Annotated in this window: 12 protein-coding genes and 1 riboswitch; of the genes, 5 read left to right on the top strand and 7 right to left on the bottom strand. The window is 43.3% G+C overall.

Going from position 1 to position 14,025, the window contains the following annotated elements:
* Positions 1-685 (bottom strand): leucyl/phenylalanyl-tRNA--protein transferase (aat, locus tag AACQ21_RS16855; protein ID WP_105976513.1); only part of this gene is annotated, 685 nt, incomplete at its 3' end.
* 205 nt (positions 686-890) lie between these two features.
* Between aat and aroA the strand changes: the two genes are divergently transcribed.
* Positions 891-2,171, top strand: a complete 1,281-nt coding sequence (gene aroA, locus AACQ21_RS16850) for a 3-phosphoshikimate 1-carboxyvinyltransferase (RefSeq protein WP_026027611.1) — start codon at positions 891-893, stop codon at positions 2,169-2,171.
* Positions 2,172-2,231: 60 nt separating this feature from the next.
* On the opposite strand, the gene AACQ21_RS16845 is transcribed toward aroA, so the two are convergent.
* On the bottom strand, positions 2,232-2,483 hold the full coding sequence (locus AACQ21_RS16845) for a YciN family protein (RefSeq protein ID WP_013857082.1): 252 nt from the start codon (positions 2,481-2,483) through the stop codon (positions 2,232-2,234).
* 520 nt (positions 2,484-3,003) lie between these two features.
* Between AACQ21_RS16845 and topA the strand changes: the two genes are divergently transcribed.
* The 4 genes from topA to AACQ21_RS16825 all read left to right on the top strand — a co-directional run bounded on the left by topA (position 3,004) and on the right by AACQ21_RS16825 (position 9,899).
* The gene (gene topA / locus AACQ21_RS16840) at positions 3,004-5,634 is read left to right on the top strand and encodes a type I DNA topoisomerase (protein WP_105976512.1); all 2,631 of its coding nucleotides are present in this window, start codon (positions 3,004-3,006) and stop codon (positions 5,632-5,634) included.
* A 657-nt stretch (positions 5,635-6,291) separates the two neighbouring features.
* Positions 6,292-7,509: a glucose-1-phosphate adenylyltransferase gene (gene glgC, locus AACQ21_RS16835; protein ID WP_013857078.1), complete on the top strand. Its 1,218-nt coding sequence runs from the start codon at positions 6,292-6,294 to the stop codon at positions 7,507-7,509.
* A gap of 1 nt (position 7,510) precedes the next feature.
* Positions 7,511-8,965, top strand: a complete 1,455-nt coding sequence (glgA, locus tag AACQ21_RS16830; RefSeq protein WP_013857077.1) for a glycogen synthase GlgA — start codon at positions 7,511-7,513, stop codon at positions 8,963-8,965.
* A 133-nt stretch (positions 8,966-9,098) separates the two neighbouring features.
* Complete coding sequence (locus AACQ21_RS16825) at positions 9,099-9,899, top strand: alpha/beta fold hydrolase (RefSeq protein ID WP_017049877.1); 801 nt, start codon at positions 9,099-9,101, stop codon at positions 9,897-9,899.
* On the opposite strand, the gene AACQ21_RS16820 is transcribed toward AACQ21_RS16825, so the two are convergent.
* The 5 genes from AACQ21_RS16820 to torD all read right to left on the bottom strand — a co-directional run bounded on the left by AACQ21_RS16820 (position 9,896) and on the right by torD (position 13,924).
* Positions 9,896-10,213, bottom strand: coding sequence for a putative signal transducing protein (locus tag AACQ21_RS16820; RefSeq protein WP_081244899.1), 318 nt, complete (start codon positions 10,211-10,213; stop codon positions 9,896-9,898). The genes AACQ21_RS16825 and AACQ21_RS16820 overlap by 4 nt on opposite strands.
* 8 nt (positions 10,214-10,221) lie before the next feature.
* Positions 10,222-10,902 carry a TVP38/TMEM64 family protein gene (locus AACQ21_RS16815; RefSeq protein ID WP_026028026.1) on the bottom strand — a complete coding sequence of 227 codons (681 nt, stop codon included), beginning with the start codon at positions 10,900-10,902 and terminating at the stop codon, positions 10,222-10,224.
* A 148-nt stretch (positions 10,903-11,050) separates the two neighbouring features.
* Complete coding sequence (locus tag AACQ21_RS16810; protein WP_013857073.1) at positions 11,051-11,638, bottom strand: TfoX/Sxy family DNA transformation protein; 588 nt, start codon at positions 11,636-11,638, stop codon at positions 11,051-11,053.
* A 114-nt stretch (positions 11,639-11,752) separates the two neighbouring features.
* Positions 11,753-11,838: riboswitch (cyclic di-GMP riboswitch) on the bottom strand.
* A gap of 161 nt (positions 11,839-11,999) precedes the next feature.
* Positions 12,000-13,007: an HTH-type transcriptional repressor PurR gene (purR, locus tag AACQ21_RS16805; RefSeq protein WP_026028025.1), complete on the bottom strand. Its 1,008-nt coding sequence runs from the start codon at positions 13,005-13,007 to the stop codon at positions 12,000-12,002.
* 269 nt (positions 13,008-13,276) lie between these two features.
* Positions 13,277-13,924 carry a molecular chaperone TorD gene (torD, locus tag AACQ21_RS16800; RefSeq protein WP_105976511.1) on the bottom strand — a complete coding sequence of 216 codons (648 nt, stop codon included), beginning with the start codon at positions 13,922-13,924 and terminating at the stop codon, positions 13,277-13,279.
* Positions 13,925-14,025 lie beyond the last annotated feature (101 nt).

Here is a 14,025-nt window from a genome sequence, read left to right as displayed (position 1 = left end):
GTGTAAAGCAGCGCTCATCGACAGAGCTATCTCTAAAAGATAGCAAGGATTTGAGAAAATCGTCGCGCTCTAATTCGAAAGCTCCCAATGATGCCAGATGCGGATTCATCACCTGACAATCAATCAACTGTCCACCGTGTGATTGAAAATGCTGGCAAAAATACCAAAGCGCAATTTTTGATGCATTGGCTTTGATACTAAACATCGACTCACCGCAAAACATTTGGCCCATTTGTATGCCATAGAGCCCGCCGATCAATTTATCTTCCTGCCACACCTCAACCGAATGACAACGGCCAGAAGCCGCAAGGGCGAGGTAGGCGCTGCGCATCTCTTCATTTAGCCAAGTTTGATCTGCGGGTCTTACGTTGGCGCAACTTGTAATTACCTCTTTAGTTGCATGGTTAAGGCTTATTTTATATTGATGTTTTCGCTGGAATTTTTTAACGCTTTTAGCTGGAGAAAAAGTTTGTGGGTTAAACACAGCTCGTGGAGCGGGGCTCCACCAAAGAATAGGCTCTTGTGGGCCATACCAAGGAAAAATTCCGTGTCGATAAGCATTATAAATACGTTCTGGTTGTAAATCTCCACCAAACGCGAGCAGTCCATTTGGCTCTTCTAGCGCCTCATCAGCGGAAGGAAAAGAGAAATCATCAAGCGCAAGCTGAGGAAGGTAAATAGTCATGTTCGATCCGATCTGGGTTAACCATCAAGATAAGGCCACGGAATGAGGATAGTAGGGATTTTTCAATAGTTTGCCAATCATTACTATCAGGCCATATTTGTACTGGAGTTCGCTTTTATTTTTAGATAGGCTGCAAGTACGAAGAATTTTCATTTTCCTAGAGCAAACAGGAGCTCTTTGGAAGATGCAAGGAAACACAACTCGAATGGAAAGCCTCACGTTACAACCAATAAAAAAAATTAATGGGCAAGTCAATTTACCCGGTTCCAAAAGTGTCTCAAACCGAGCGCTACTGCTTGCCGCTCTGGCAAGTGGTACGACTAAGCTAACGAACTTGTTAGACAGTGACGACATTCGCCACATGCTCAACGCACTAGCAAAACTTGGTGTGGAGTATCGTTTGTCAGACGACAAAACGGTCTGTGAGATAAAAGGTTTGGGTCGGCCTTTTAGCATCGAGCAATCCGTTGAGCTGTTTTTAGGTAATGCAGGGACGGCAATGCGTCCACTTGCGGCAGCATTAGTCCTTGGACAGGGTGAGTTCATTTTGACTGGTGAGCCGAGGATGAAAGAACGTCCAATCGGTCATCTCGTTACAGCGTTACGTGAAGCGGGCGCTGATATTGAGTACCTTGAAAACGAAGACTTCCCGCCGTTAAAAATTACGGCAACCGGCCTTAAAGCTGGAACCGTGGCGATTGACGGTTCAATCTCGAGTCAATTTTTGACCGCCTTTTTAATGGCTGCGCCACTGTCTGATGGTGAAATGACGATAAACATCGTTGGTGACTTGGTCTCAAAGCCCTACATTGATATCACGTTACACATCATGGCGCAGTTTGGTGTAAAAGTGATCAACCATAACTACACTCAATTTGTGATCCCAGCTGGGCAATCGTATGTTTCTCCTGGGCAGTTTTTGGTGGAAGGGGATGCATCCTCTGCTTCTTACTTCCTCGCGGCGGCGGCTATCAAAGGTGGCGAAGTAAAAGTTACTGGTATTGGTAAAAACAGTATCCAAGGGGATATTCAATTTGCCGATGCGCTAGAAAAAATGGGCGCAGTCATCGAATGGGGGAATGATTATGTCATCGCTCGTCGTGGAGAGCTTAATGCGGTTGATCTCGATTTTAATCACATTCCTGATGCGGCTATGACCATTGCGACGACCGCATTATTTGCCAAAGGCACCACAGCCATTCGCAACGTATATAATTGGCGTGTTAAAGAAACCGATCGTTTAGCCGCAATGGCGACGGAGCTGCGTAAAGTGGGTGCAGAGGTTGAGGAAGGGGATGATTACATTATCATCACACCACCAACGTCATTACAGCATGCGGCAATCGACACTTATGACGATCATCGAATGGCGATGTGTTTTTCGCTGGTTGCACTGAGCGATACCGCAGTGACGATTAATGATCCTAAATGTACTTCGAAAACGTTTCCTGATTATTTTGAACAGCTTGCGCAACTAAGCCACTAGGTATTGAGCCTTTAAACCCAATAATGAAAAGCCTCGAATGAGGCTTTTTTTCATCAAGAATTACGATTGAACGAGAGTGAATTGCTTTGATAAATGCAAGGCAAGGTACTTGAACATGTTAAATACCGCAGTGGTATTAGGTGTTGGCAGCCCCTTGTCGTCTAAAAAGTAGTTGCCTTTAAAAACTAATACATCCTCTTTTTCTTCAACGCTATCGGCGCGCATGCCAACGATATAAGCGTCATGTTCTTGAATGATTTGGTTTGCAATAAGTAACAAATCAAATTCAGTAATAGATTGTTTTTCGCTCATCTTTTACGGTCCTATGAGTAGATGTGCGAGGATAGTGCCGTAAAAGGGTAGGTAATTTCAATGATTTCAAATAGAATTCGGCGCAAAATTCGATGGAGTGGATTCTCAAGCTTTGGCCAAAGAGAGAAGTCACGTCTAAGCTTAATCAAGAAAGCCGATTTTTTATGCAATGAGAATGTGTGACTTACGGCATATTTCATTGGATTTATTTCGCGAACTGATAATACGCACTTTAGTATGAGCGCCAAAGCACGTTTAGTAGAGTGCTGCAGCAATGAAAGCCAAGCTCACAAGTACCACAGGATTCGATTTTAAACTTTTCAATTTAGGTTGGAAGGCTGGCGGAGAATAGGCCACTGAGCTCTGGTTGCATTTTGACCAATTATTGAGTGGTTGAATTTTATTTTTAAAAAACATGTTGATCTTCTTGTTAACTGGCTCGATAGTAAAAAAAGAAGCAATAATTTAGAACGTCATGCGATTTACTTTCGCGTAATGATTAAGGGCATTTGAGTCAATTATGGGTAAATCACTCGTTATAGTGGAATCGCCAGCCAAGGCTAAAACGATCAATAAATATCTTGGTAAAGATTTTATTGTTAAGTCGAGCGTAGGGCATGTTCGTGATCTTCCAACCGCAGGTCAAAGTACCGCTAAAAAAGCAACGCCTAGTTCTTCTTCAAAGAACCTTAGCGCTGAAGAGAAAGCACGCTTGAAAAGCGAGAAAGACCGCAGTTCGTTAATTAAGAAGATGGGCATCGACCCTTATCACGGCTGGGAAGCGAATTACCAAATTTTGCCGGGTAAAGAAAAAGTAGTGGCGGAATTGCAAAAGCTTGCCAAAGATGCCGACTGCATTTATCTCGCAACCGATTTGGACCGCGAAGGAGAAGCCATCGCTTGGCACCTTCGTGAGATCATCGGTGGCGATGAACAGCGATACAAACGAGTTGTATTTAACGAAATTACAAAAAATGCAATCCAACAAGCCTTCCAAACACCGGGTGAATTGAATATTGACGGTGTAAACGCCCAACAAGCACGTCGTTTCATGGACCGTGTGGTGGGTTTTATGGTCTCTCCATTACTTTGGAAAAAAGTGGCGCGTGGCTTGTCTGCGGGTCGCGTCCAATCGGTGGCGGTGAAATTACTTGTTGAGCGTGAGCGTGAAATTAACGCGTTTGTCCCTGAAGAGTTCTGGGATATCCATGCTGATACGAAAACGCAAGATAAAACGGATTTCCGTCTGTTGGTTGCGCAAAAAAATGATGTAGCGTTTAAACCTGTCAACGAAGCGGAAGCTAAATCAGCGGTTTCGATTTTAGAAAAAGCTTCTTACGAAGTGTGTAAACGTGAAGACCGCCCAACCAGCAGTAAACCTTCCGCTCCTTTTATCACCTCGACGTTACAGCAAGCAGCCAGTACTCGCTTGGGTTACGGAGTGAAGAAAACGATGATGCTAGCTCAGCGCTTGTATGAGGCAGGTTACATCACTTATATGCGTACCGATTCAACCAACTTAAGTGCTGAAGCGGTTGAAGCGGTTCGCAGCTATATTGGGAGTGAGTTTGGACAAGCCTACTTACCTGAGAATCCGTTAGCTTATGGAAGTAAGCAGGGGGCTCAAGAAGCGCACGAAGCGATTCGTCCATCCAGTGTGGATGTTAAAGCCGATGATTTACAAGGTATGGAAGCGGATGCTCATAAGCTATACGCGCTAATCTGGAATCAGTTTGTTGCTTGCCAAATGACGCCAGCTCAATACGATTCGACCACTGTGAGCGTGAAAGCGGCAGAATTTACCCTTAAGGCGAAAGGTCGCATCCTTAAATTTGATGGTTGGACACGAGTTCAACGTCCAATGGGTAAGAATGAAGACCAAATTTTACCTCCAGTGAAAGTGGGCGAAACGTTGTTATTGCAAACGTTAGATCCAAAACAACATTTCACTAAGCCACCGGCACGTTATACGGAAGCTGCGCTGGTAAAAGAGCTTGAAAAGCGTGGTATAGGCCGACCATCGACGTATGCTTCTATCATCTCTACTATTCAAGATCGCGGCTATGTGAAAGTGGATCAGCGACGTTTTTATGCTGAGAAAATGGGTGAAATCGTCACCGATCGTCTGGATGACAGTTTCAATGACTTGATGAACTATGACTTCACCGCGCGAATGGAAGAAAAGCTGGACCAAATTGCAGCAGGATCTGCAAATTGGAAAGGAGTCTTGGACGATTTCTTTAAAGATTTCACTTCAGATTTAGAAACGGCTGAACTGGATGAAGAACAAGGTGGTATGAAACCCAACCACATCGTGATGACCGACATTCAATGTCCGACATGTTCACGTCCAATGGGAATTCGTACAGCCTCTACTGGGGTGTTCCTCGGTTGTTCTGGTTATGCACTGCCGCCTAAAGAGCGTTGTAAAACCACCATTAACCTAGGTGACGAAGAAGGCGTCATCAATGTCTTGGAAGAAGATGTTGAAACGGCTGCACTGCGCGCTAAAAAACGTTGTCCTATCTGTGAAACGGCGATGGATGCGTACCTAATCGATGACACACGTAAAATGCATGTGTGCGGGAACAATCCGAACTGCGAAGGTTACGTTGTAGAATTCGGTGAGTTTAAAGTTAAAGGCTATGATGGCCCAGTTGTCGAGTGTGACAAGTGTGGGTCAAACATGGTGCTGAAAAATGGCCGTTTTGGTAAGTACATGGATTGCACCAGCGATGACTGTAAAAATACGCGTAAGATCTTAAGAAGCGGCGAAGTTGCTCCACCAAAAGAAGATCCTATCCATTTCCCAGAATTGCCTTGTGAAAACTCGGATGCGTATTTTGTACTGCGTGATGGCGCTTCAGGTCTGTTTCTTGCGGCGAGCAATTTCCCTAAATCTCGTGAGACACGTGCGCCATTGGTTGAAGAATTGGCTCGTTTCAAAGAGCGCCTAGCACCAAAGTATCAATACTTAGCGGATGCGCCTGCACATGATCCTGATGGTGTGGCGGCGGTTGTACGCTTTAGTCGTAAGTCAAAAGAACACTATGTACGCACTGAGATAGATGGTAAACCCTCAGGTTGGACGGCGTTGTACGATAATGGGCGGTGGGAAATTACCGATAAGCGTAAAAACGCTAAAAAATAGCCTTTAATGTGATCAATGCGAAAAGGTAGCCTTCGGGCTACCTTTTTTTTGGCTGGAGTTTGAGCAAGTTCAACTATTCATACTATTCATGGAAAATGTGTCGCCAATATTTTGACATTCCATGTGTAAGGCAGTATTGATTAACTATCCGTGAGCGGGCGGAGTGTCGGATGTTCAGAGTCTTGTACACAGGAGATAGCCCTATTGCATCAGCATGTTGTGAATTGTTCAGTCGGTTCAACAACTAAAATGGAGCTATTTGGTGTAATTAATATTTATGTCTTTAACCTAGTAAACATAGCGTCATAAATTCGTTGTATTTTTAATAAAAAGAGAGTGTATATAAAATTAAGAATGCATCAATAAAGTGAATAAAAATGATTAGTTAATACATTGTTATGTTTATATGTTACACCGAGCTGTAAATGTGAGCTAGGTTAGGAGTTAGCAAACTAAAGGGTTCAGACAAGTCAGAACAGCGTATTTAAAATTGTATTATTTCTTTAATTCGATAACGTATAAACAACCGATTGCATTTAGGGTGGTGAGGGAGTTTCATACAGCCCACTGCAAGTGGTCAATAAGGATAGCATCCATACATCCCCTGTAAATTAAGGTATGGAATGCAAATATAAGAATTAAATAAGGAGAATTAAAATGGCTGGTGTTTTAGGAATGATCCTTGCTGGTGGCGAAGGCTCGCGCTTGATGCCTTTAACGGAATCTCGTAGTAAACCTGCAGTGCCATTTGGTGGCAGTTATCGTTTAATCGATTTTGCTTTGAATAATTTTGTAAACGCGGATTTGATGCGTATCTACGTGCTTACACAATTTAAATCACAATCGTTGTATTTACATATGAAGAAAGGCTGGAACCTTTCGGGCATCACTGATCGGTTTATCGATTCAATCCCCGCACAGATGCGTGATGGCAAGCGCTGGTACGAAGGTACTGCGGATGCTATCTACCAGAACATTCGTTTTATTGAACTCTCTACCCCCGACCAAGTATGTATTTTTGGCTCTGATCATATCTATAAAATGGATATCCGCCAGATGCTCGATTTCCATAAACGTGTAGACGCAAAACTGACCGTTTCTGCGCTGAGAATGCCGCTGAAAGAAGCGTCTCAGTTTGGTGTGATTGAAGTTGATGAAGCCGGAAAAATGGTCGGTTTTGAAGAAAAACCTTGCAACCCTAAAGCGATCCCTGGGCACCCAGACCTTGCACTTGTTTCTATGGGTAACTACATATTCGATACAGATAAACTCTGTGCAGAACTGCGTCGTGATGCTGAAGATAATCACTCCAGCCATGATTTTGGCAAAGATATTATTCCTAAACTTTTCCCAGAAGGAGAGGTTTATGTCTATGATTTTTCAACCAATAAAATCAAAGGCGAAAAAGACACAACTTACTGGCGTGATGTTGGTACGATTGAGGCCTACTGGGCAGCGCACATGGATCTATTAGAGCATGATGCCGATTTCTCGTTGTATAACCGTAGCTGGCCTCTCCACACTTATTATCCACCGTTGCCACCTGCAACCTTTGTTGATTCACACGATCGTAAAGTACAGATCACCGACAGCTTGATCTCCGGCGGAAGCTACATTCAAGGTGCGAAGATTTATAAATCGGTACTAGGCTATCGCAGTAACATCGGAGCCAACACTTTAGTGAGTGAATCCGTGATCCTCGGTGATGTTAAAATTGGCGAAGGATGTACAATTAAGCGTACGATTATTGATAAAAATGTCGAAATAGCACCAGGTACTATCATTGGTGAAGATTTAGAACTCGATAGACAACGTTTCCATGTTTCTGATGAGGGCATCGTTGTTATCGCAAAAGGAACAAAAGTTGGATTCTAGAATGGAAAAAATCGATGTTTGGTTTACCGTTTCAGAAGCTCAAGGTTTGATCAAAAGTGGTGGTTTGGCCGATGTGGCCAAAGCACTGCCTAAAGCACTGCAAGAGTTAGGTCATCAGGTAGCTATTGTGCTACCTGCTTATCGTTCTATATTGGGCATTTCAGATGCTCCTGTTGTGCTAGAAACTGAGCTTACCCATTGGCCTCATACTTCATATCTGGTCCGCCAGATGGAGCTAGATGGAGTGGCCGTGTACTTAATTGAATGTGAACAATATTTTGGCCGAGCACAAATGTATGGCGAGAATAACCAAGCGTACGCTGATAATGGCGAGCGTTTTGGTTTCTTTTCAGCAGCTAGCCTAGATGTTTTACCTAAGCTCGGTAAAAAACCACAGATTATCCATGCAAATGATTGGCATACAGGGTTGGTTCCATTTTTGTTGAAAACGCGTTACCAGCATGACGCTTATTTTTCTGATATGAAAAGCGTATTGACCGTTCACAACGCGATTTTTAAAGGTATTTTTTCTTATCATCAATTAGAGATCATCCCAGAATTGAACTTATCTGGCATGGAATTTTTACGCTACGGACACGATCACGTCAGTATGCTAAGAGCAGGGATTGCCTTTGCTGACAAAATCAATGCTGTTAGCCCTAATTATGCTTCCGAGCTGCTAACACCGCTTGGCTCTCATGGGTTGGTAGATGATTTTGTTCACCGAGCTAGAGATTTGCACGGTATCGTTAATGGGTGTGATTATAGCGAGTGGGATCCACAAAACGATGAATTTCTTCCTCTTGGCTACTGTGATGAAGCTGAATCACTTCAAGCGGGAAAACGGGCGAGTAAGCGTATGTTGCAAGAGGAGCTGCAATTACCTCAGCGTGACTTGCCTTTGTTTGGGATGGTTTGTCGACTCACCCACCAAAAAGGTTTCCACTACATTTTACCTATACTAGAGTCGTTCTTACGCAATGATGCTCAGCTCATTATTGTTGGCACAGGAGAGCCTGAAGTTGCTGTTCAGCTACATAAAATGGCGGCGAAGCATGCTGATAAATTTGCGTTTGTTGAAGCTTATAGCAATCGTTTTGCACATTTGGTTGAAGCCGGTTCTGATTTCTTCTTAATGCCTTCAGAATTTGAAGCTTGCGGTTTGAATCAGATCTACAGCATGGCTTATGGCACGCTGCCCATCGTTCGTGAAGTTGGTGGTTTAAAAGACACCGTGCGTGATTATGATAAGTTTCCTGAAGAAGCGACTGGTTTTGGTTTTCATGATCCTTCTCCAGAAGCACTGCTTATTGCAATGCAGCGAGCGATGCTGTTTTATCTTCAACATCCCGAAACTATGTTGGAGGTTCAACAGAGGGCGATGCGACAAAATTTTAGCTGGCAGGATTCAGCGAAAGAGTACATCAAGATGTATCATCTCGCGTTTCATGACTGATGTTTTTATAACAAGTAAGGCGCTTTGGCGCCTTACTTGTTTAGCCGAACGAGCCCGCATGATTTTTTGCTATTCAGCCCCCGTTTTGTGGTAGTCTTGCGTTTCTCAAATTGAAGCTGATTAACGGTTTTGTATGTCTCATAGCCTACTTTTCCATAAGACCTACCTGCATCCCACCAGTGATGAATGGGTTGTTTTTGTGCATGGCGCAGGTGGAAGTTCATCCATCTGGTTTAAGCAAATCAAAGCGTACCGTGAGCATTTCAACCTGTTATTAGTTGATTTACGAGGTCATGGCAAGTCAAACCAACTGTTTAAAGAGTTGATGGCAAATCGTTACACGTTTAAATCCGTCACTCTTGATATTCTCAAAGTGCTCGATCATTTGAAAATTCAGTCTGCCCATTTTGTTGGAATGTCACTCGGTACCATTATTGTACGTAATCTTGCTGAAATGGCGACTGGGCGAGTTTGCTCTATGGTTTTGGGTGGAGCGATAACCCGTTTGAATGTGCGCTCTCAAGTGCTCGTAAAGTTGGGTAATTTGAGTAAACACATCATTCCTTACATGTGGCTTTATCGTTTGTTTGCTTACATTGTGATGCCACAACGCAACCAAAAAGAGTCACGGCATCTTTTTATTCGAGAAGCGAAGAAGCTGTGCCAAAAAGAGTTTAAACGCTGGTTTATGCTGACTTCCGAAGTCAATCCTCTGATGAAATGCTTCAAAGAGAAAGAGCTACCCATTCCCACTCTTTATCTTATGGGAGAGAGAGACTATATGTTCATTCAACCCGTTAAAGACATGGTGGCAATGCATAGACAAAGTGTGTTATTAGAGATCCCAGATTGCGGCCACGTGTGTAATGTTGAACAGTCTGAGATGTTTAACCACCACTCAATTGAGTTCATCCGCCAGCATCAGACTCGTTAGTCTGAATCTAAACAACCGCAGTACCAGCAGGCTGCAAACTGCGGCCCATTTTCCTCGTTGCACTGTCCACAAACCCAGTTAGGTTCTTCGTTTATCTCTTCTATCTGATAGGCCAATAATTGTGCTTGAGCCTCGGCGATTTGAGCTTCATCCAACAGCCATATATAGGGCAAGGTTTCTTCTGAAAAAGGGAGCTCTCCACCTAAGCCGTATAAGTTATCGCCTCTCACTTCACAGCGAATATTGAATTGCTGTAAATACTGACAAACTATATATGCCTCTATCGGGTGGTTTGAAACACAAATTTTCATCATTATTCACTTCAGGCGGAAGTTGGGTTTTTGTTCAATCTGGCCATAATCCACTTGGTGAGAATAGGAAAAAGACCTAATAGAGCAAATGAAAGCAAAACCGAAGGAGATACAATACCGGATAAGCTTTCAATTTCAGCTAGTTGAGTACCAGCATTCAGATAAACGGCAGTGCCGGGCAACATACCGAGTTGGCTAATCAGGTAAAAGCGAGCGGTTGATATGGGTGTTAGGCCCATTAATAAATTAATCAAGAAAAAAGGGAAAACCGGAATTAAGCGCAGTGAGAATAGATAAAATGCCCCATCTTTTGCAACTCCTTGATTAATCGTTTGCAGCTTTTGACCAAATTTTGTTTGAATCCATTCACGCAGTAAGAAACGGCTACTCAAAAAGGCGATAGTTGCGCCTATGGTGCTGGCAAAGGAGACAAGCAGTAAGCTAGTCCAAAAACCAAACAGCGCAGCGCCCAGTAACGTGACGACCGCCGCTCCTGGGATGGAGAAAGCGGTGAGCACAATATAGAGTGAGAAATAGATCAAAGCAGCGCTGATCACGTTTTGGCTAATGTATTCGTTTAATAGCATTTGCTGTGCTTTGGCATTATCTAACGTTAGATAGTGGCCAAAATTTACAATCAAAAAGACAATAAAGGCAAATAAAGCCAAGCCTAAGAGAAGTTTTTTATTCATGGTGTTCCTCAAAACGACATATTTTACTAGATATAGTGAAGAAGACAGAGGAAGTCGAATTTATATTTCAAAACGGGATTAAAAAAACGCCCGCATGGTGATGCGAGCGTATTTGATTATTTAATCGAGATATTTATTTACTCGGAAGTTAAAGGCTTTTAGCTAATTCATCGCGTCGAGATTGTGGGATAACCGACCAATGCTTGCCTTCAATAGCACCTTCAAGGGCCCATAGCAATTCAAGACTGATTGAAGAAGAATGGGTTTGCTGAATCGCTTTATAGGCTTCCAAAGCCCCCTTTGTATGCAAATCCGTTACAGATTCTATCCCTGCTTTCTTAAGCATACGTTCGGTGGCGAGTCGAAGGTTCGGGAGATCTTTTAGGCGTTCTGGCTTCGTTTGGGCTTGAACTTCTCGTTCTTGTTTGGCGATTTCGAGTGCGACAGCAGCATCTCGTAAAATGAGCGAAGGGTTTTCCCAACAATTGTCAGGTAATGCGAAGTATTTTGTGACGACAGGGAACCCACGTTTTTTATAGATATAGGGCTCATAGCCTTGCTCTTTAAAGCGAGAGGTTGATAGATCGTCTGCGCGAATATGAAGTTTATCGTTTACGACCAAAGCAAACATGGTGTCATCGACAAAAATGCCGAAGCCGCCAAACATTGAACGAGACTTAACGCGTCCAAGTTGTTCGAAGAGTCGCATTGAATCTTTAAGTACTGGTTTATCCATGCTGTAAATTCTCGGTGTATGGGAAAAACGCCACCAAAATCAGGTCCGAGAGATTAGCAAACTTATGCAGAAAGAGTGTCAGTAAGGGGTAAACTTAACGTTTGCATATTTGCCATCGGCAACCCCGCTACCTACCGAATAGTCGGTTTAGGCCGGAGGCTTTGCGTCCCATCTTTTCAAATGGTTTGCCCTGTGCGTGACTTCTAATAGTAAGAATATATAAATTTTTGGATGAGCATCACGTTTATTTATTATTTGCGTGATGCTCATTCCAAATTTACTATTATTTGATACGGCGTTCTGTCTCGAATATAGGAAAATCCATAAAATTGACATTTGTCGCTTGCTTTAAATAATGACACTATTTCGTTATGTTTTTTACTGTGTTGCGTTCAACAATCTCGGGGTGCATCTCAAACACACGACGTTCATGCTCTTTGTCTTTAATGCGTTCCAATAGGATTTCAAAGGCGTTTTTCCCTACTCGTCGTTTTGGCTGGTGAACCGTAGTTAACGGTGGTGAGAAATACTCAGCAAGTTCAATATTGTCATAACCAATAACAGACATGTCATCAGGAATACGGATGCCTTTTTGTTGCAAGCGACTCATTAAACCGAGAGCCATTGTATCGTTAAAGCAAAAAACAGCCGTTGGGCGCTTGTCCATGGCGGCGATCTTGTCGGCGGCGAGCACCGCAGTATCACACTCGAAGTTACCTTCCAAAATCCAATCTTCATGAACGGTTAGGCTTGCTTCGGCAAGAGCACGCTTAAACCCTTGAATCCGTTCTTGGCACGCCGCTTTTTCGAAGTGCCCACTTAAGCAAGCAATGTCAGTATGGCCATGATCAATAAGGTATTTGGTGGCGAGATATCCGCCTTCCTCTGAGTTATCAATAATTTTATCGGCTTGAGAACTTTCAGGGCCCCAGTCCATGATAACTTTCGGAATGTCTGAATGACGATCAAGCATCTCAAGCAGTTCTTGGGTGAGGTCCGAGCACATGACTAACATACCATCGACACGTTTTTCCGCTAGCATGCGGATGTAGTCGCGTTGCTTCTCGTAAATACCGCCGGTATTGCACAAAATAAGTGTGTAGCCTTGGCGGTAGCAGTAGCTTTCAACACCATCGATAACCTCAGAAAAAAATAAGTTTGTCGATTGGGTCACTAACATACCAATGGTACGGGTGGTGTTGCATTTTAAGCTGCGAGCGACTGCACTTGGTGCATAGTTAAGCTCTGATACCGCTTCCATCACTCGTTCTTGGGTTGCTTCAGCCACAAAGCGAGTTTTATTGATTACATGCGATACCGTGGTGGTTGATACGCCCGCTAAGCGTGCAACGTCTTTAATCGTAGCCATAAATTCTCTGTCCTGTCGATAACTGCTGAAAGTGATAGTCACGAAGAGCAATTCAGCGGTATTAGGCCTATCAGTGTCATATTGAAGCCTAAAAGTAGTAAAAACACAAAAACCGCCTCTAATCAGCGGTTGCATCTTAAATTCATTTTTTATCGTTTGCGGTCAAGATTCTAGTCCGCAAATGTCCATCAAGCAACGAAAAATCCACCGAATAAATCGGTCAACAGTCACAATTGACCGATTTAGTAATTGGTATTAACCAGGTTATCTCACTGGTTTGATAAATAGTCGCGGTCTAAGTGAAGAAACGCGACCAACAATTCGCTTGCGGCACCGTAAAAACCAAATTGATCAATCTGTTGGCAGCGAAGATGGAATTGTGGGATCCAAGAGAGCAAATGTTGTTCAATAAAATCACACTGCTGTGTAAAGGCTTGTTCAAGGTGCGTCTCTTGTTCAAGCTCATTGGAGCGAATGATCAAGTTACCTAAGAAATCCAGTTCAATCGCAATGTGGTCGGCGGGTTCGTTGAGTGTATCGTTGACTGCAATGTGATGGGCTGCCATCAAATCCGACATTGCTCTGGCTGGTTCGTCATTGAGCAACCCTGATTTTCCAATGTAAATTGAGGCATAGGGTAGCGCGGACTCCTTATTGGATTTTAAAAAAAGATCACAGAAATCGGCTGCGAGCTCAAGCTGTGCGTCTTCTTTGTCTTGCAATCGGTTCAGTGCATCAACTAATTTATCAATGGCAGGTTTAAGTGTCGCGTTTTCTGCTAATCCTGAAAGAAATATGCGAATAGCGGGCGTATAGTATTGCTCTAATTCATGCTCCGAAAATTCTTTCACAAATAAGCTCGAAAGCCACCAATAAATCTCGGCACGCTGTTCATTAAAAGCTTTGATGTCTTGCATGGTATTGGCTCTCCAAGGGGGGGGGGGGGCGAAAATCGTTTTTAAAAAGTAATTGATCTAAGGGAGGTCTCTTATAACAATCTCCGAGCCCACAAGACTAA

Origin of the sequence: Vibrio sp. V01_P9A10T6, from assembly GCF_963877065.1 — a bacterium.
GTDB classification, from domain to species: Bacteria; Pseudomonadota; Gammaproteobacteria; order Enterobacterales; family Vibrionaceae; genus Vibrio; species Vibrio anguillarum.
Note: the sequence above shows the minus strand (reverse complement) of the source record. Positions and strands in the feature narration are given on the sequence as shown.